The organism is Micromonospora sp. RV43, from assembly GCF_001029515.1.
GTDB lineage: Bacteria > Actinomycetota > Actinomycetes > Mycobacteriales > Micromonosporaceae > Micromonospora > Micromonospora aurantiaca.
In genome coordinates this window covers 1-17,928 of sequence record NZ_LEKG01000170.1, presented here as the reverse complement: position 1 = coordinate 17,928, position 17,928 = coordinate 1, and the positions used below count along the sequence as shown (strand labels likewise).

General features: G+C 72.6%; 20 protein-coding genes, 1 pseudogene and 1 riboswitch. Of the genes and pseudogenes, 18 read left to right on the top strand and 3 right to left on the bottom strand.

Translation table 11 applies throughout. The features are described 5' to 3' along the window. The coding region (locus ABD52_RS30185) for a universal stress protein (RefSeq protein WP_047894000.1) at positions 1-575 on the bottom strand (575 nt) is incomplete at its 3' end. A gap of 128 nt (positions 576-703) precedes the next feature. Between ABD52_RS30185 and ABD52_RS30180 the strand changes: the two genes are divergently transcribed. The 15 genes from ABD52_RS30180 (at position 704) to ABD52_RS30110 (ending at position 12,455) form a co-directional block, all read left to right on the top strand. Further along, complete coding sequence (locus tag ABD52_RS30180) at positions 704-1,450, top strand: SAM-dependent methyltransferase (protein WP_013286379.1); 747 nt, start codon at positions 704-706, stop codon at positions 1,448-1,450. A 98-nt stretch (positions 1,451-1,548) separates the two neighbouring features. Continuing rightward, positions 1,549-2,736 (top strand): PP2C family protein-serine/threonine phosphatase, encoded by a 1,188-nt coding sequence (locus ABD52_RS30175; protein ID WP_030272213.1) that lies wholly within the window; start codon positions 1,549-1,551, stop codon positions 2,734-2,736. 48 nt (positions 2,737-2,784) lie between these two features. Then, positions 2,785-3,255, top strand: coding sequence for a MarR family transcriptional regulator (locus ABD52_RS30170; protein WP_047893999.1), 471 nt, complete (start codon positions 2,785-2,787; stop codon positions 3,253-3,255). Positions 3,256-3,616: 361 nt separating this feature from the next. After that, positions 3,617-4,201: a CDP-alcohol phosphatidyltransferase family protein gene (locus ABD52_RS30165; RefSeq protein ID WP_200905262.1), complete on the top strand. Its 585-nt coding sequence runs from the start codon at positions 3,617-3,619 to the stop codon at positions 4,199-4,201. Further along, positions 4,198-5,163 carry a DUF881 domain-containing protein gene (locus tag ABD52_RS30160; RefSeq protein WP_047893997.1) on the top strand — a complete coding sequence of 322 codons (966 nt, stop codon included), beginning with the start codon at positions 4,198-4,200 and terminating at the stop codon, positions 5,161-5,163. Before ABD52_RS30165 ends, ABD52_RS30160 begins: the two co-directional genes overlap by 4 nt. Beyond that, complete coding sequence (locus ABD52_RS30155) at positions 5,160-5,492, top strand: small basic family protein (protein WP_007071104.1); 333 nt, start codon at positions 5,160-5,162, stop codon at positions 5,490-5,492. Before ABD52_RS30160 ends, ABD52_RS30155 begins: the two co-directional genes overlap by 4 nt. 10 nt (positions 5,493-5,502) lie before the next feature. Next, complete coding sequence (locus ABD52_RS30150) at positions 5,503-6,441, top strand: DUF881 domain-containing protein (protein WP_013286374.1); 939 nt, start codon at positions 5,503-5,505, stop codon at positions 6,439-6,441. 54 nt (positions 6,442-6,495) lie between these two features. Then, positions 6,496-6,876 carry a glycine cleavage system protein GcvH gene (gcvH, locus tag ABD52_RS30145; RefSeq protein WP_013286373.1) on the top strand — a complete coding sequence of 127 codons (381 nt, stop codon included), beginning with the start codon at positions 6,496-6,498 and terminating at the stop codon, positions 6,874-6,876. Between the two features lie 216 nt (positions 6,877-7,092). Then, on the top strand, positions 7,093-7,545 hold the full coding sequence (locus tag ABD52_RS30140; RefSeq protein ID WP_007071101.1) for an FHA domain-containing protein: 453 nt from the start codon (positions 7,093-7,095) through the stop codon (positions 7,543-7,545). A 50-nt stretch (positions 7,546-7,595) separates the two neighbouring features. Next, positions 7,596-8,297 (top strand): MerR family transcriptional regulator, encoded by a 702-nt coding sequence (locus tag ABD52_RS30135; protein ID WP_200905261.1) that lies wholly within the window; start codon positions 7,596-7,598, stop codon positions 8,295-8,297. A gap of 211 nt (positions 8,298-8,508) precedes the next feature. Further along, positions 8,509-8,973 carry a bifunctional nuclease family protein gene (locus ABD52_RS30130; protein WP_036311069.1) on the top strand — a complete coding sequence of 155 codons (465 nt, stop codon included), beginning with the start codon at positions 8,509-8,511 and terminating at the stop codon, positions 8,971-8,973. 216 nt (positions 8,974-9,189) lie between these two features. After that, entirely contained in the window at positions 9,190-9,783 is a 594-nt protein-coding gene (locus ABD52_RS30125) for a MerR family transcriptional regulator (RefSeq protein WP_013286370.1), read from the top strand. Between the two features lie 436 nt (positions 9,784-10,219). Beyond that, positions 10,220-10,609: a group 1 truncated hemoglobin gene (locus ABD52_RS30120; protein WP_013286369.1), complete on the top strand. Its 390-nt coding sequence runs from the start codon at positions 10,220-10,222 to the stop codon at positions 10,607-10,609. Positions 10,610-10,611: 2 nt separating this feature from the next. Next, complete coding sequence (locus ABD52_RS30115) at positions 10,612-11,778, top strand: globin domain-containing protein (RefSeq protein WP_047893995.1); 1,167 nt, start codon at positions 10,612-10,614, stop codon at positions 11,776-11,778. Beyond that, positions 11,775-12,455 carry a DivIVA domain-containing protein gene (locus tag ABD52_RS30110; RefSeq protein ID WP_013286367.1) on the top strand — a complete coding sequence of 227 codons (681 nt, stop codon included), beginning with the start codon at positions 11,775-11,777 and terminating at the stop codon, positions 12,453-12,455. The genes ABD52_RS30115 and ABD52_RS30110 overlap by 4 nt, the downstream gene beginning before the upstream one ends. Before the next feature lie 49 nt (positions 12,456-12,504). Here the strand turns inward: ABD52_RS30110 and ABD52_RS30105 are convergent, their stop codons facing one another. Continuing rightward, positions 12,505-13,161 carry an NAD(P)H-binding protein gene (locus ABD52_RS30105; protein WP_047893994.1) on the bottom strand — a complete coding sequence of 219 codons (657 nt, stop codon included), beginning with the start codon at positions 13,159-13,161 and terminating at the stop codon, positions 12,505-12,507. A gap of 88 nt (positions 13,162-13,249) precedes the next feature. On the opposite strand from ABD52_RS30105, the gene ABD52_RS30100 reads away from it, so the two are divergent. After that, positions 13,250-14,092 carry an NAD-dependent protein deacetylase gene (locus ABD52_RS30100; RefSeq protein ID WP_047893993.1) on the top strand — a complete coding sequence of 281 codons (843 nt, stop codon included), beginning with the start codon at positions 13,250-13,252 and terminating at the stop codon, positions 14,090-14,092. 57 nt (positions 14,093-14,149) lie between these two features. Beyond that, a riboswitch (glycine riboswitch) is annotated at positions 14,150-14,240 on the top strand. A gap of 73 nt (positions 14,241-14,313) precedes the next feature. Beyond that, the gene (gene gcvP, locus ABD52_RS30095; RefSeq protein WP_047893992.1) at positions 14,314-17,136 is read left to right on the top strand and encodes an aminomethyl-transferring glycine dehydrogenase; all 2,823 of its coding nucleotides are present in this window, start codon (positions 14,314-14,316) and stop codon (positions 17,134-17,136) included. A 94-nt stretch (positions 17,137-17,230) separates the two neighbouring features. Here the strand turns inward: gcvP and ABD52_RS30090 are convergent, their stop codons facing one another. Continuing rightward, a complete protein-coding gene (locus ABD52_RS30090; RefSeq protein WP_013286363.1) occupies positions 17,231-17,431 on the bottom strand; it encodes a DUF5999 family protein in 201 nt (66 codons plus the stop codon). A 123-nt stretch (positions 17,432-17,554) separates the two neighbouring features. Between ABD52_RS30090 and ABD52_RS30085 the strand changes: the two are divergent. Next, a pseudogene (locus ABD52_RS30085) lies at positions 17,555-17,928 on the top strand (anthranilate synthase component I family protein); the annotation flags it as partial.

Sequence of the window (17,928 nt, the reverse complement as noted above, 5' to 3'; positions counted from 1 at the left end):
CCCGCTGCGGGGCGGGCGTGCACCACGTGCAGCGGCGCGCCCCATGCGGACGCGGTCTCGGCGGCGAACTCGACGGCGGCGCGCGACGGCGTGGAGCCGTCCACGCCGACCACGACCGGGCCGTCCGCGCGGGCGGTGCCGCGCGCGATCAGCACCGGGCAGTCGGCGTACGAGGCGACCTGCACCGCGACCGACCCGACCACGAGCGCGGCGAATCCGCCCAGTCCCCGGTCGCCGAGGACGATCAGGGCGGCGGTGGGGGACTCGCCGAGCAGCACCGCGGCGGCCTCCCCGTCGATGATCTCGCCGGTGATGCGCAGGCCGGGCGACTCCGCCTCGGCCGCCGCGACCGCGTCGGAGACCAGTTGCTCGGCCTGGTTGCGCAACCCGGCACCGGGTGGTGACCCGGCCGGCGCGGAGACCGGTACGCGCAGCAGCGGCCAGATGAAACCGTGCACCACCCGCAGCGGGCGGTTGCGCCGCCGCGCCTCCCGGGCCGCCAGACGCACCGCCCGTGTCGCGGGTTCGGAGCCGTCCACCCCGACCACCACCGCGGCCCCGTTCGCCGAGTTCACCCGTACCTCCTCGTGGCCGGCGCCCCCGCGGCCAGTATCGCGGCCCGGGTGGGCGGCCCGGGGCGATACCGCCGGGGTCGCCCGGTGGGTACGCTGGCGTGCAGCGCCCAGGGGAGGGAGCCCCGTCGATGGATCAGCCGGACGGACCGAGCACCGCCCGCATGATCGACTACTGGCTCGGCGGCCGGCACCACCGTCCGGTGGACGTCGCCGCGGCCGCCGCTTTCGAGGCGGCGTACGGGCCCTGCGCGGCGATCTTCCGGTCGCTGCGTGGTTTCCTCGGCCGCACCGTGCAGGCGATGGCCGCCGACGGGATCGACGGCTTCCTGGTCTTCGGCGCGGGTGTGCCCACCTGCGGCAACGTGCACGAGGTCGCACCGGAGGCGACAGTGCTCTACACCGACGTGGACCCGGAGACGGTCCGCCTGGGCCGGAGCCTGCTCGCCGGCAGCGACCGGGCCGGGTACGGCTACGGCGACGCCACCGACATCGGGACCGTCGACCGGGCGCAGCTGCACCGGTTCGTGCCGGGCTGGGGAAGACGGCCGGTGGGTGTGGTCTTCCTCGGGCTGGCGGCGTTCCTGGACGACGACACGCTCGCCCGTACGCTCGACGAGCTGTACCAGGCGGTGGCGCCGGGCAGCCGGCTGGCGATCGACTTCGACACCGAGGAGCTGGCCGGGCACCCCGAGGCGCTGGCCATGATGGGCCCGGCGTTCCGGATGCGGGCGCCCGAGCGGTTCGCGCCGCTGCTGGGCCGCTGGCAGCCGACCGGCGACGGCATCGTGCCGGTGGCGCGGTGGCGGCCGGCCGGTGAGCCCGAGCCGGTGCCGGACGCGTTCCACGGCGCGCTGGCGTTCCGCACGGCCGGCTGAGCCGGTCCCGTCACGCCCGGCCGAGGCGGGGCGTTCGTCGTCTGGCGGCCTTCGTATGATGTTTGCCCTGTAGCAATAGTCGTCATCGGAGGATGAGCATGCCGGAGGCGTCCGGATCGGTGTCACGTGCCCTGCGCACGGCGCCACCCGACCAACTGGCGGAGACCGCGGACGCGGTGCTGCGCCAGACGCTCGGGGCCGCGCGGGCGGAGGTGTTCGTCGCCGACTACCGCGCCAGCGGACTCTGGCCGGTGCTCGACCCGGACGTGCCCGACGGCGGCCCGCTGCTGGCCCACAGCGTCGCGCAGCGCTGCTTCAGCAGCCAGGAGCCGGTGCTGGACATCGTCGAGGACGGCCGCTGCCGCGCCTACCTGCCGCTGTCGGTGTGGGGGGAGCGGCTCGGCGTGCTGATGGTGGAGCTGCCCGGCGACCCGGACGCGGCCACTGTGGAGGCCGCGCGCGACGCCGCCGGGGAACTGGCAGTGGCGATCCGGGCGGCCGACCGGGAGACCGACCGCTACCGGCGCGCCCGGCGGCGGGAGCGGCTGAGCATGGCTGCCGAGATGCAGTGGGACCTGCTGCCGGGGCGCAGCGTACGGCTCGGTGACGCGCTGCTCGCCGGGCAGCTCGAACCGGCGTACACCGTGGGCGGTGACCACTTCGACTGGTCGGTGGACGGCGACCGGCTCACCCTCACCGTGCTCAACGGCACCGGCAGCGGGCTGGCCGCGTCGATGCTCACGGCGATGACGGTGAACGCCATGCGCAACGCCAGGCGTTCGGGCGGCAGCCTGGTGGAGCAGGCGGAGCTGGCCTCGGACACCATCTACTACCAGCACCGGGGCGACCGGCACGTGGCCACGCTCCTGCTGGAGCTGGACAGCCGCCGCGGCGTGATGCGCGTGGTCGACGCCGGCTCACCGCAACTGCTGCGGCTGCGTGGGGGCCGCGTCACGCCGATCGCGCTGGAGCAGCAGCTGCCGCTGGGCATGTTCGCCGAGACGCGCTACGACGTGCAGGAGTTCACTCTGGAGCCGGGCGATCGCCTCTTCGTCGTCAGCGACGGGGTGTACGCGGCGGAGCCCGACGAGCAGGAGCCGTACGGCGTCCGGGCGATGGCGCGTGCGATGCGGTCGACTCGGCTGCAGCCGGCGACCGAGGCAGTTGGTACGGTGATGCGCGAACTGCACGCGTACCATGCCGACGCGGATCTCCGCGACGACGCGGTCGTCGTCTGCCTGGACTGGCGCGGCCCCAGCCGGTCCGACGACGTGACGGGGCAGTGACCGGGGCTGCGGAGCGAACACGAGCGGGACGATCGCAGGGGACGGCGAGTGGAGCGACCTCCGAATCTTGCCGCGGCCATCGAATCGGCTGCGGAGGCGCTCATCGGTGTGCTCGACTCGGCGACGTCCCGGCACACCGTCGGCGTCTCGCCCACCCAGCTGCGGGTGCTGTCGCTGATCGTGTCGCATCCGGACACCAACGTGAACCGGCTGGCCGAGCTGCTGGACGTGGTCCCCTCGTCGGCGAGCCGGTTGTGCGACCGTCTGGAGGCGGTCGGCCTGCTGCGCCGGGTGGCGGACCCGCGCGACCGGCGGGAGGTGCGGCTGATCCCGACCGCTGCCGCCGACACGCTGCTGCGCGACCTCCAGGAGAGACGGCACCGGGCGGTGCAGGCCGTGCTCGACCGGATGCCCAACCGGGTGCAGCACGAGCTGCTGCTGGCGCTGGTGGCGTTCAGCAAGGCCGCGGCGGCCACCGCCCCGCAGGCCGGCTCGGACTCGACCGCCCGTACCGCCTGACCCCTCGCACCGATGTCCGCCCTGCGTCCCACCGCTCAACTAGTGTCCTAGGATGCCATAGCGGTTGTGACGGTCACCACCGTGACACCATTGAGCAACGACGCAGCGGGCCACCGGGGGAGAGCGGCGAGCCCGATATAGTGGCAGCGCAACTGGGCGGCCCGTGATCACCACGAGGGCGGGCCGCGTCGGGGAGGTCCCAGCCCGGGATCACAGAGGGCGCCGGCGTCTGACCGGCCGGCAACGCGCACGTCCCTCCAGCGGCCGTTCATCCGGCTGCCGGACCGTGCTGCGAAGGGAGGGTTCGGTGTCGCGTCGGCCGGCTCCAGCGGAGCAACCGGATTCCGAGACCGCCACGGTCGTGGGAGACCGCGTCCTCACGCTGCCCAACCTGATCAGTTTCGTCCGGCTCGTCGGCGTACCGATCTTCCTCTACCTGTTCCTCGTGGTGCGGGCCGACGTCGCCGCCATCGCGGTGCTCGCCGTGGGCGGCACCAGCGACTGGGTGGACGGCTGGATCGCCCGCCGCCTGGGCCAGGTGAGCCGGCTCGGGGAGCTGCTCGACCCGCTGGCCGACCGCCTCTACATCCTCGCCACGCTGCTCGCGTTCACCGCCCGCGAGGTGGTGCCCTGGCAGTTCACCGGCGCGCTGCTGGCCCGGGAGCTGCTCCTGCTGGTGTCCCTCGGGGTGCTGCGCCGGTACGGCTACGGCCCGCCGCCGGTGCACTACGTGGGCAAGACCGCGACGTTCCTGCTCCTGGCGGCGTTCCCCATCCTGCTGCTGGCCGACGCGGTGCCGGACGCCGGCACCGCCGCAGGCGCGATCGGCTGGGGCCTGGCCTGGTGGGGCCTGGTCCTCTACTGGGTCGCCGGCGCGATGTACGTGGTGCAGGCGAGCCACCTCGTGCGGGCCATGCGGGCGCGGCGTACGGAGGCGGCGGCATGACGACGCCGTCACGGGACGGGGACAAGGAACGCGACCCGTCGACCCGGGTGTACGCCCCGGATTTCCTGACCGAGCTGTTCCGCAATCCGCTGGACCCGGGGTACGGGGACGCGGCGGCGCGCCGGGCGGCGGGCTCCATGTCGCGGCTGCGGGAGGTGCTGGGCCGGCCGGTGAGCCTGGTGGTGCTGGCGCTGATCGGTTTCCTGTTCGCGGTGGCGTACCGGGAGACGGTGGCGGAGGAGCCGAGCCGCGCGACGGCGCGGGCGGGTCTGGTCGCCGAGATCAAGGGGCGGGAGGCGGAGACCGACCGGTTGACCGAGCGCGCCGAGCAGTTGCGTGAGGAGGTCGGCCGGCAGCGGGACGCGGCGTTGAGCGGTTCGCAGGCGTCCCGGTTGCGCACGCTGGAGGCGGGCACCGGCCTGGCCCGGGTGCGGGGGGACGGCGTGGTGGTGCGGCTGGCCGACGCGGCGGCGGACCAGGACGGGGTGACCGGCGGGGACGCGGGCCCGTCCCGGGTGCTGTATTCGGATCTGCAGAAGGTCGCGAACGCGTTGTGGGCGGCGGGCGCCGAGGCGGTGGCGGTGAACGGGCAGCGGTTGACGGCGACGTCGACGATCCGTTCGGCGGGTGAGGCGATCCTGGTGGACTACCGGCCGGTGACGGGCCCGTACGAGGTGCAGGCGATCGGGCCGAGGTCGATGCGGGACCGGTTCGACGAGAGCCGGGCGGCGGCGTTGATGCGTGAGGTGGCGCGGACGACGGGTCTGTCGTTCGGGGTGAAGCGGGTCGACGACCTCACCTTGCCGGCGGCGCCGCAGCCGCGGCTACGCTACGCCGAGCCTCCGGCGAGCCCGGGTCCGAGCGCGAGCGCGCGCCCGTCGGGTTCGGGTGGCGCCGGTTCGTCGAGTCCCGGGTCGTCCGGCCCGGGTGGTTCTTCCAGCCCTTCGGGAGGTGGCCGATGATCGCGGTGCTGGCGTTGCTCGCCGGTGTGGTGCTCGGGGTGTATCTGGACCCCACGGTGCCAGCGGCGTTGCAGCCGTATCTGCCGATCGCTGTGGTGGCCGCGTTGGACGCGGTGTTCGGTGGGGTGCGGGCGAAGCTGGACCGGATCTTCGACGACAAGCAGTTCGTGGTGTCGTTCATCTCGAACGTGCTGGTGGCGGGTCTGATCGTGTACCTGGGTGACCAGTTGGGCGTGGGCGGTCAGTTGTCGACCGGTGTGGTGGTCGTGCTCGGGGTGCGCATCTTCGGAAATGTGGCGGCGATCCGCCGGCACCTGTTCCGGGCGTAGGTTTGTGGCGATGAGCGAGGAACACAGGGAGACGGGTACCGGGTGGCCGCGGCCGGGGGAGCCGGCGCGGCCGTCGGGTCCGGCGGGTGAGCCGGATCCGCGCCCGGACGCGCCCGATCCGGACGAGTTGAGCCCGTTGGCGCCGGTGGAGCCGGTGCCGGACGAGGCGGCGGAGCCCGCGGAGCGGGAGGCGGTGCCGGAGTCCGAGCCGGAGCCGGGTGCGGCGGCCGGTGCCGGTGCGCCGTCGGCGGCGCGGCGGTTCTCGTCGGCGGGCGCGATGATCGCGGTGTTGCTGGCGTTGCTGGGTTTCACGCTGGTGGTGCAGTTCAAGACGACGTCGACGGATCCGACGCTCGCGGCGACGCGGGAGGAGGACCTGGTGCGGATCTCGTCGGATCTGGATTCGCGGGAGCGGCGGCTGCGCCAGGAGATCGAGTTGCTGGAGGAGAGCCAGCGGCAGCTGCGGTCGGGTGAGCAGGGCCGGCAGGCGGCGCTGGAGGAGGCGACGCGGCGGGCGGACGAGCTGGGCATCCTGGCGGGTACGTTGCCGGCGGTGGGTCCGGGTCTTGAGGTGCGGTTCTCGGGGCCGGCGAAGGCGGTGTCGTCGACGCGGATCCTGGACGCGGTGCAGGAGCTGCGGGGTGCGGGCGCGGAGGCGATGCAGATCCAGGGCACGGACGGTACGGCGGCGCGGATCATCGCGTCGACGTATTTCGTGGACGGGCCCGACGGTGCGCTGGTGGTGGACGGGCGGCGGTTGACGGGTCCGTTCACGATCATGGTGATCGGTGATCCGGCGACGATGCGTACGGCGTTGAACATTCCCGGCGGGGTGGTCGCATCGGTGCGGGACGGCGGCGGTAACGTGACCTCCGAGGATCGTGAGGTTGTGGAGGTTTCGCAGCTGCACGCGCCGATCAAGCTGGACCACGCCCGGCCGGTCTCGTGACCGGTCGCGGCCGCGCCGGTTTCTCCGGTGCACCGATGACGAAGGACGCAGTTGGTGATTCCTGAGGATCTGCGGTACACCGCCGAGCACGAGTGGGTGGTCGGTGGTGACGGTGGTGTCGTCCGCGTCGGTATCACGCACTTCGCGCAGGACGCCCTGGGTGACATCGTGTTCGTTCAGCTGCCGGAGCCGGGTGCGGTGGTGGCGGCGGGTGAGTCGCTGGGCGAGATCGAGTCGACGAAGAGCGTGTCGGAGATCTACGCGCCGTTGAGCGGCACGGTGGCGGCGCGCAACGAGGCGTTGGCCGACACCCCTGAGGTGATCAACACGGATCCGTACGGTGCGGGGTGGTTGGTGGAGATCACTCCGGACGATCCGGCGGCGGTCGAGGGTCTGCTGACCGCCGATGCGTACCGCGAGCTCACCGAGAGCTGAGTTCGTGCTGTTCCGGGCGGCGGCGAGGTTCCGCGCGTCCGGTTGCCCTGCATTTCGGCGCTGGCTAGGCTCGCCCAGTCGACCGAGAACCAATAGTTTGAGCGTTGCGGAATGCGCCTTCCCGGGCACGGGGAGCCAGCCGCCGGGTGTGGTGTTGCCCGGCGGCCAGACCCGCCATTCCCTGACGCCGACCGAACAGATCCGTGAGGTGGTCCCATGACGCGCCCAGACGACGAGTTCCCCCCGCTCGACGTCACTTCGACGCTCAATCTCGGCTCGCTCGACGAAGTGCTGGAGGGCCCGGACACCGATGTGGTGCCGAGCCGGATGTCCGGCTCGTTGCCGCCGGGTATGGCGTTGCTGGTGGTTCGCCGGGGTCCGAATGCGGGTGCCCGGTTCCTGTTGGACCACGATGTGACGACGAGTGGGCGGCACCCGGACAGTGACATCTTCCTGGACGACGTGACGGTGTCGCGTCGGCACGCGGAGTTCCACCGTGACGGTGGGACGTTCACGGTGCGGGATGTGGGCAGCCTGAACGGCACGTATGTGAATCGTGAGCGGGTCGAGGCGGCGACGCTGAGCAACGGTGACGAGGTGCAGATCGGCAAGTTCCGGGTGGTGTTCATCGCCGGTCCGCGCCCGGAGGAGGAGGCCGGCCGGGGGTGAACGAGCCTGCGGCTTCGACGCCGTCCGGGGCGGCGCGGGCGCCTGCGCTGATGAGTATCGGCGAGGTGCTGGCGCAGTTGCGGCCGGAGTTTCCGGACGTCACGATCTCGAAGTTGCGGTTCCTGGAGGCCGAGGGCCTGGTGGAGCCGCAGCGGACGCCGGCGGGTTATCGGAAGTACGGCTGGGACGATGTGGCGCGGTTGCGGTTCGTGTTGACCGCGCAGCGGGATCAGTACCTGCCGTTGCGGGTGATCCGGGAGCAGTTGGCCCAGTGGGACGGGTCTGGTCCGTCGCCGGGGCGGGGGCGGCCGAATCTGGTGGCTGTGGGTCCGGGTGGTGAGGTTCCGGGCCGGGAGCCGGCGGAGTCGGTCGAGTCGTCGGAGGTGCGGCTGGACCGGGCGGGTCTGATCGCTCGTAGTGGTGTGGACGAGTCGACGCTCGCGGAGTTGGAGCGGCTGGGTGTGCTGGTGTCGGATCCGCCGGGGTGGTACGACGCGGACGCGTTGATCATCGCGAGTGCGGTGGCGGGTCTGGCGGCGTACGGGCTGGAGCCTCGGCATCTGCGGGCGTACCGGTCGGCGGCGGATCGTGAGGTCGGGTTGTTCGCGCAGTTGGTGGCGCCGTTGGCGCGGCAGAGCGATCCGGCGGCGCGGGCCCGGGCGGCGGAGACGGCGCGGGAGTTGCTGGCGTTGTCGCAGCGGTTGCACGCGGCGTTGGTGCGGGTGGGGCTGCGGTCGACGTTGGGCCGGTGAGGTCGGTGCGAGGGGCCGGGTGCGGTGTGCGCCCGGCCCCTCGTCGTGGGTGGGCGCGGAAAGATCTGGTCGGCGGAGCGTGTCGTAGGCTTGCCGGGGTATGCCCGTCCGGCGAGGCGTGGTGCACGTAGCGCGTGGGACTCCCGTGTCCTGGTCCGTGTACCGTGCAGGGAAGGGCGCGGTGCATGGTGACGACGACACGGAGGCGGCGGTGCGCGAGCTGAGCGTGGTCGGAGTTCGGGTGGAGTTGCCGAGCAACCAGCCGATCGTCCTGCTGCGGGAGGTCGAGGGGGACCGCTATCTGCCGATCTGGATCGGCGCGGTCGAGGCGACGGCGATCGCTTACGAGCAGCAGGGGGTCAAGCCGGCCCGGCCGTTGACGCACGATCTTCTGCGGGATGTGCTGACGGCGTTGCAGGCGCCGTTGCGGGCGGTGGAGATCACCGAGTTGAAGGAGAACGTGTTCTACGCGGATCTGCTCCTCGGTGACGGTGTGCGGGTGTCGGCGCGGCCGAGTGACTCCATCGCGTTGGCGTTGCGGGTGGGTGCTCCGATTCGTTGTGCGGAGCAGGTCCTCAGTGAGGCGGGGATCGTGATCCCGGACGAGCAGGAGGACGAGGTGGAGAAGTTCCGGGAGTTCCTGGAGCAGGTGCGTCCGGAGGACTTCGCGGGTTGAGGTGTCCCGGCCGGGTGGCCGGGGTCGGCGCGGCGGTGGTTGTCACGGCAGGTGGCGGCCGGCCGCCGTGTGTTTTTGTTGCCGGGTGGTGGCGCGGCGTGTCGCGGTGTCTTCTGCGGGTGAAGTCCGGGGGGCGGCGCTAGGGTTGCCGTGTCGAGGGGTGCGCGTACGGGGAGTCGGCGCGGCACCGCCACGGGCGCGGGGAGGTTGGTCCGGATGCACGAGCCACGGGATCCTGGTCCGGGTGCGGAACAGCAGGCGGGTGTGGGGGCCGATCCGGCCGGTGACGGCGAGGTCGGCTACCGGGGTGTGACCGCGTGTTCGGCGGTGGGGATCAGTTACCGGCAGTTGGACTACTGGGCGCGTACGGCGCTGGTGGTGCCGAGTGTGCGCGACGCGTCGGGTTCGGGGACGTCGCGGTTGTACTCGTTCCGCGACCTGGTGGTGTTGAAGGTCGTGAAGCGGCTGCTGGACGCCGGGGTGTCGTTGCAGAACATCCGCAAGGCGATCGAGGCGTTGCGGTCGCGTGGGGTGGACGATCTGGCGGGCATCACGTTGATCTCCGACGGGACGACCGTGTACGAGTGCCGGTCGCCGGAGGAGGTGGTCGACCTGTTGCAGGGCGGCCAGGGGGTGTTCGGCATCGCGATCGGTGGTGCGTTCAAGGAGATCCAGGGTTCGTTGTCGCATCTGCCGGCGGAGCCGGTGGGTGGGCAGGAGCCGGCCGTGCCGGTGGTGGAGCCGGAGTCGGACTCGGAGTCGGTGGGTGACGAGCTGGCGGCGCGCCGGGCGCGGCGCCGGGCCGGGTGACCTGCGTCGCGTCTCGTTGACGGGATCGCGCCGCGCCCGAAAAAGGGTGTGGCGCGATTCGTGTTTTGGTGACGGGGTGTGGTCCTCGCCTGTGGGCTGAGGTGATCGGACGGTGTGGACCGGGCCGGGTGAGGGTCGGCGCAGGTCACGGCATGTGTGCGCGTGATGTCCGAAAAGGACGGTACGTCGTGTGTGTTGACGGCCTGTGTGTGACCGGCCGCGGTGCGTCCACCGACTCGGGTCGCGTTGTTGACTGTCCGTGATTGACAGTTCTCGGGATCAGGACAGGGTCGGCGTGAAGTGTCGTTGCGGGCGCGCTATGGTCCGTTCCGGTCGTCGGCGTGTCGAGGTCACGGCGGAACGCTGTGTGACGCCGCGCCGGACGGCGAGCCCCTGCCGCGGCGCTGCCCGCGGACCCCTTGTGGAAGGACCGAGCATGACGGTGACGAGCGAGACCACCCCGATCTCCCACTACGAGCGCATCGGCGGCGCGGCCGCGGTGAAGGCCGCGGTGGAGCTGTTCTACGACAAGGTGCTGGCCGATCCGGATCTGGCCGGCTACTTCGCCGACGTGGACATGGTGGAGCAGCGGCGGCACCTGGCGCTGATGCTGGCGGTCGTGCTCGGCGGTCCCAACGAGTACGCGGGCCGTGGCCTGGAGGAGGCGCACCAGCCGCTGAACATCACCGGTGAGCACTACGCGAAGGTCGGTGAGCATCTGACCGCGACGCTGGTGGAGCTGGGCGTGCCCGCGGACGTGATCGCCGATGTGCAGGTCGTGCTCGGGCAGGTGCGGGAGCAGGTCGTGTCGGCGGGGGACGCCTGAGCGTGGACGTCGCACGGCTCAAGCAGAGCTGGTCCCTGGTCGCCGCGCACGGCGACCAGGTGCCGCTCTACTTCTATTCGACGCTGTTCCTGGCGCATCCGGAGACCCGGCAGATGTTCCCCACGAACATGGCCGGGCAGCGGGACCGTCTGGTGGCCGCGCTGGGGCATGTGGTGTCCCACGTGGACCAGGTGGACCGGCTGGTCGGGTTCCTGCGGGACCTCGGCGCGGATCACCGGAAGTTCGCGGTGCGCGCCGAGCACTACCCGGCGGTCGGTGAGGCGCTGCTGGCGACGTTGCGGCACTTCTGCGGTGAGGCGTGGACCGAGGAGCTGGCGGCCGACTGGGCCGCCGCGTACGGGCTCGCCGCGCAGGTGATGACCGAGGGTGCGCAGGCCGCGGAGTCGAAGTCGCCGCCGTGGTGGGTGGCGGAGGTGCTGACCCACGAGCAGCGCACGTTCGACGTGGCGGTGCTGACCGTACGCCCGCAGTATCTGTTGCCGTTCACGCCCGGCCAGTCGATCGGGGTGTCGCATCCTGCGGTGCGGTCGTGGCGGTACTACTCGCCGGCGAACGCGCCGCGTCCGGACGGCACGGTGGAGCTGCACGTGCGGGCCGCGCCGGGTGGTGTGGTGTCGTCGCGTCTGGTGTACGGGTGCGCGGCCGGTGACCAGATCCACCTGGCGTCGCCGGTGGGCGACCGGTTGACGTTGTGGCAGGCCGGGTCGTCGGATCTGCTGCTGCTGGCCGGTGGGACCGGCTGGGCGCCGGTGAAGGCGCTGGTGGAGCAGGTCGCGGCGGAGGGTTCGGGCCGGCGGGTGGACCTGTACGTGGGTGCCCGTTCGCGGACGGAGTTCTACGACAGCGAGGCGATCGACAAGCTGGCGGCGACGCATCCGTGGCTGCGGGTGTCGTACGTGGCCGGTGCGGATCCGGCCCGGCCGGGCGAGTCGGTGCGCATCGCCGACCGGGTGCTGGCCGACGGGGACTGGCGGTCGCGGCACGTGTACGTGTGCGGCTCGGACGAGATGGTGGGTCATTCGGTGGCGGCGTTGACCGGTGCCGGGTTCCAGCCGGGCCAGGTGCACCACGAGGGTTACGGCAAGCACTGGTACGGCCCGGCGTGGCGGACGATGACGGGGGCTGACGAGTCGGAGGTGAGCCGGTGAGCGCGGGTCCGATCAGCAGTTACGACGCGCAGCAGGTGTCCGGTCCGGTGCAGGTGCGGTTGACCTCGGACCGGGTCCGGCGGTGGGAGTTCGGGTCGGCGGCGTTCACGCGGCGCGGCTACGACCAGACCGATGTGGACCGGTTCCGGTTGCAGGTGGCCGACGAGCTGGATCTGCTGGCGGCGCAGGTGGCGAACCTGCGGGCGGAGAACGAGCGGCTCAACGACCATCTGGAGCTGCACCGGCACGGGGTGATCCCGAGCACGGAGGCGGCGGTGGCGCCGGCGGCGAAGGAGGTCAACCTGTTGTCGGCGGCGCAGCGGGAGGCCGAGCAGATCATCGCGCAGGCCCACGACTACGCGCGCCGGGTCGCCGAGTACGCCCGTACCCAGTACGAGAGTTACATGCGGGCGGCGGCGGAGGAGGCGAAGCGGGAGGCCGAGCGGGCGGTGACGGAGTACCGCAGTACCGCCGGGAGCGGCTTCGACGACTCGGTGGCGACGCGTGAGGCGCTGCGGATCTTCGGCGAGATGATGATCTCGCACATGCAGGCGGCGGCCCGGCACCTCGACGATGGTAGTGAGCAGTTGTCGCGCACGATGGAGCGGATCGCCCGGGAGTTGCCGCAGGGCGGCGGGACCGCGCCGCAGCCGGCGTTGTCGCGGCACCAGCGTTGAGCGGCGTCCCGGCCCGTGTTCACGGCGGGCCGGGACGCGCCGGCGGGTGTCAGGCGGCGACGGCTGCGATCGCGTCGGCGATGGGGGTGTCTCCGCCGACGAGTTCCAGGGTGTGCCCGGCGGTGGCCGGGGCGTACAGCAGGGCGAGCAGCACCCGGGCCACGTCGGCGCGGCTGATCGCGCCGGGTTCGACGTGCCGGGCCAGGGTGATGCGGCCTGCGGGTTCGTCGTCGGTGAGGCGGCCGGGCCGCAGCACCGTCACGTCGAGGTCCCGCGCGGCGACGTCGTCCTCGGCGGCCTTCTTGGCCCGCAGGTACGCCGCCCACACGTCGTCGGTGCCCTCGGCGGGGGCGGCGTCCACGCCCATGGAGGAGACCAGCAGGTAGCGGCGTACCCCGGCTCGTACGGCGGCGTCGGCGAGCAGCACGGCGGCGCCGCGGTCGACGGTGTCCTTGCGGGCGGCGCCGCTGCCGGGTCCGGCGCCGGCGGCGAACACGACCGCGTCGGCGCCGGCCAGGTGGGCGGCGAGGGTGTCGACGTCGGTGTGTTCCAGGTCACACACGACCGGTTCGGCGCCGGCGGCGCGCAGCGCGGCGGCGTGGTCGGGGTTGCGGATCAGTCCGAGCGCGGTGTCTCCGCGTCCGGCCAGTTCCCGCTCCAGCAGTTTGGCGATCTTTCCGTGCCCTCCGGCGATGACGACGCGCATGGGCTCAACCTAGCCCGCCTGGCCGCACCCCGCCGCGCGACCGCCGTACGGGTGGGAGGTGCGGGGTCCGGCGAGGGAGCATGGACGGGTGAGTGAGGCGTTCGAGGAGTTGACGCGGCTGGTGGCCGCCGGTGACGTGGTGGTGCTCAGCGGCGCGGGCCTGTCCACCGAGTCGGGCATTCCGGACTACCGGGGGCCCAGTGGCGCGGCGCGCCGGCACACCCCGATGACGTACCAGGAGTTCACCCGGGATCCGCTGGCCCGGCGGCGGTACTGGGCGCGCAGCCACCTGGGCTGGCAGACCATCGCCCGGGCGGCGCCCAACGACGGGCACCGGGCGGTGGCCCGGCTGCAGGACGCCGGGCTGCTCGGCGGGATCATCACCCAGAACGTCGACGGGCTGCACACCGCCGCGGGCGCCAGCGGCGTGATCGAGCTGCACGGCCGCCTCGACGAGGTGACGTGCCTGGACTGCGGTAACGCCACCGGCCGTGACGAGCTGCACCGGCGGCTGTCCGAGGCGAACCCGGGCTTCGACGCGCGGGTGGCGCGTGTCAACCCCGACGGCGACGTGGACCTGCCCGACGAGGCGGTGACCGGGTTCCGCGCCGTCGACTGCGGGGTCTGCGGCACCGGCATGCTGAAACCGGACGTGGTGTTCTTCGGTGAGACGGTTCCCGCGCCCCGCGTCGCGGACTGTTTCGCGCTCGTCGAGCGGGCCCGGGCGCTGCTGGTGCTCGGGTCGTCGTTGACGGTGATGTCGGGGCGGCGGTTCGTGCTGCGGGCGGCCCGCCACGGCATCCCGGTGGCGATCGTCAACCAGGGCGTCACCCGCGGCGACGGGTACGCGGCGCTGCGCCTGGACGCGCCGCTGGGCGCGACGCTGTGCGCGCTGGCCGACCGGGTGGCGGCGGCGCCGGCGCCGGTGTGATCAACCCCCGGGACATGAGCCGGAAACACGCCCGCTGGTAGCGTGGGAAGTGCCGGTACCACCCACGTGGGAGAGACCGTCGATCCGACGGCGCCGAAGGGGCAGATTCTCCCCGGAACCTCTCAGGCAAAAGGACCACGTGGGCAGGCGCTGTGGAGCGCGTCAGCGCGACTCAGGGGGAGGCCGACCCGTCGACCTCGCCCCACCAAGGAGCGCAGCGCATGACCGCAGAGCAGTTCGCCGACCGGCACATCGGCCCCGGCCGCGACGACGAACGCCGGATGCTGGACACCGTCGGTTACGGCTCCGTCGACGAGCTGATGGACGCCGCGATCCCCGAGGTGATCCGCTGGCACGGCACCCTGGACCTGCCCGCCCCGGCCAGTGAGCGGGAGGCTGTCGCCGAGCTGCGCGCCCTCGCGTCGCGCAACACCGTCGCCGTGTCCATGATCGGCCTGGGTTACCACGGCACGCACACCCCGGCGGTGATCCGCCGCAACGTGCTGGAGAACCCCGCCTGGTACACCGCGTACACGCCGTACCAGCCGGAGATCAGCCAGGGCCGGCTGGAGGCGCTGCTGAACTTCCAGACCATGGTCACCGACCTGACCGCCCTGGCCACCGCGAACGCGTCGATGCTCGACGAGGGCACCGCCGCGGCCGAGGCGATGACGCTCGCCCGCCGCGCGTCCAAGAGCAAGAGCCCGGTGTACGTGGTCGACGCCGACGCGTTGCCGCAGACCGTCGCGGTGATCGCCAGCCGCGCCGAGCCGCTCGGCATCGAGGTGCGCGTGGTCGACGTCGAGCGTGACGAGCTGCCGGCGGAGTTCTTCGGCCTGCACCTGCAGTACCCGCGCGCCTCCGGTGCGGTCCGCGACCACCGGGCGCTTGTCGACGCGGCGCACGGTGTGGGCGCGCTGGTGACGGTCGCGGCGGATCTGCTGGCGTTGACGCTGCTGCGCCCGCCGGGCGAGATCGGCGCCGACATCGCCGCCGGCACCACCCAGCGGTTCGGCGTACCGATGGGCTTCGGTGGGCCGCACGCCGGTTACCTGGCGGTGCGTTCGGGCCTGGAGCGGATGCTGCCCGGCCGCCTCGTCGGGGTGTCCCGTGACGCCGACGGCAACCCGGCGTACCGGCTGGCGTTGCAGACCCGTGAGCAGCACATCCGCCGGGAGAAGGCGACCAGCAACATCTGCACCGCCCAGGTGCTCCTCGCGGTGATGGCCGGCATGTACGCCGTCTATCACGGCCCGGACGGGCTGCGCGCCATCGCCCGGCGTACCCACGAGGCGGCGGCGCGGCTCGCGGCCGGGCTGCGCGCCGGGGGCGTGCAGGTCGCGGACGTCGCGTTCTTCGACACCGTCACCGCGACCGTGCCGGGCCGGGCCGCCGAGGTGGTCGCCGCCGCCGCGGCGCGCAACGTGAACCTGCGGCTGGTCGACGCCGACCGGGTCGGCATCTCCTGCGACGAGACCACCACGTCCGCGCACCTTCAGGCGGTGTGGGCGGCGTTCGGCGTCGACGGGTTCGACGGCGACACCGACGCGGCCCTGCCCGACGGGCTGGCCCGCACGTCGGACTTCCTCACCCACCCGGTGTTCCACAGCCACCACTCGGAGACGGCGATGCTGCGCTACCTGCGCCGCCTGGCCGACTTCGACTACGCGCTGGACCGCGGCATGATCCCGCTGGGGTCGTGCACGATGAAGCTCAACGCCACCACCGAGATGGAACCGATCACCTGGCCGGAGTTCGCGCACCTGCACCCGTTCGCGCCGGACGAGCAGACCGGCGGATACCGGGAGCTGATCGCGCAGCTGGAGGGCTGGCTGGCCGAGGTGACCGGCTACGACGCGGTCAGCGTGCAACCGAACGCCGGATCGCAGGGTGAGCTGGCCGGGCTGCTGGCGATCCGCGGCTACCACCGGGAGCGCGGCGAGGGCCACCGCGACGTGTGCCTGATCCCGTCGTCGGCGCACGGCACCAACGCCGCGTCAGCCGTCATGGCCGGCATGCGGGTCGTGGTGGTCGGCTGCGACGCCGACGGCAACGTCGACCTGGTCGACCTCGACGCGAAGATCGACAAGCACCGGGACGCGCTCGCCGCGATCATGGTGACGTACCCGTCGACGCACGGCGTGTACGAGACCGGCATCGCCCAGCTGTGCGCGAAGGTCCACGACGCCGGCGGTCAGGTGTACGTCGACGGCGCGAACCTCAACGCGCTGGTCGGGTTCGCCAAGCCGGGCCGGTTCGGGGCGGACGTGTCGCACCTGAACCTGCACAAGACGTTCTGCATCCCGCACGGCGGCGGCGGCCCGGGTGTGGGCCCGGTGGCGGTGCGCTCGCACCTGGCGCCGTTCCTGCCCGGTGACCCGCTCGGCGCGCGCGCCGACGGGCGGCCGGCGATCTCGGCGGCGAACCACGGGTCGGCGGGGATCCTGCCGATCCCGTGGGCGTACCTGCGGATGATGGGCGCCGACGGGCTGGCCCGGGCCACCGGCGTGGCGGTCCTGGCGGCGAACTACGTGGCGGCGCGGCTGCGGTCGCATTTCCCGGTGCTGTACGCCGGCAACAAGGGCCTGGTCGCGCACGAGTGCATCCTGGACCTGCGTCCGTTGACCAAGGCCACCGGTGTGAGCGTGGACGACGTGGCGAAGCGGCTGATCGACTACGGCTTCCACGCGCCGACGATGTCGTTCCCGGTGGCCGGGACGCTGATGGTGGAGCCGACCGAGAGCGAGGACCTGGCCGAGCTGGACCGCTTCTGCGACGCGATGATCGCGATCCGGGCGGAGATCGACAAGGTCGGCTCGGGGGAGTGGCCGGCGGGGGACAACCCGCTGTCCAACGCGCCGCACACCGCGGCGATGGTGTCCGCCGACGAGTGGCCGCACCCGTACCCGCGGTCGGTGGGCGCCTACCCGGCGGGTGAGGACCGGGCGGGCCGGTACTGGCCTCCGGTGCGGCGCATCGACGGCGCGTACGGCGACCGGAACCTGGTCTGCTCGTGCCCCGCGCCGGAGGCGTTCGAGGACTGAGCGGCTGACGCCGGGGCGGTGGGCTCTCGCCGCCCCGGCCGGTGCGCCGGACGGTCATGACCGGCGCGTACGCTCACTGACGCTGCGTGATCGCTCAGGCGACGAGGGCGTGGCGGGCCGGACCCCGGTGCGGGGCGATGGTGCGCCCGTCGGGGAGCAGCTCACCGGTGTCCTCGAAGACGATGACACCGTTGCAGAGCAGGCTCCAGCCCTGCTCAGGGAAGCAGGCGAGTACGCGGGCGGCCTCGCGGTCGGTCGCGTCGGCGGAGGGGCAGGTGGGCTGGTGCTGACACATCGGGTTCTCCGGACTGTGGGGGCACTGTGTCATGGTTCACATGACCAGTGACGCACAGTACCAAGGAAAACTGAGCGGCAACGAGCAAGGATGCGTCTTGTTTACCCAGAATGGGCTGAACGGATGACCCGTAACGGCCCGGACGTCGTGGAAGCGCTCCCACAGGTGGAGGTCGATGCTCCCGGCGCCCCGCCCGGATGCCGCCGCCGGCTCGTCGAGACCGCCCGGCTGCACTGGTCCGTCGGCGACGGCGGCGACCCCGCCGACCTGGCACAACGCTTCCTCGCCGCACACGGCATCGACCGCGGCGACCTCGCCCGGCCCGGCCGCCACGACTCCGACGCCGGAGTGTGCGGCGCCGCGCTGTACCTGTCCGCCGCCGCCGGCGCGTACACCCTCGGCGTGTCGCCCGGCGCGCCCAGCCCCGCACCGGCGCTGCCCGACCTGGTCGTGGTCGTCTACCACCACACCGACCGCCCCGCGGCGCTGCACACTCC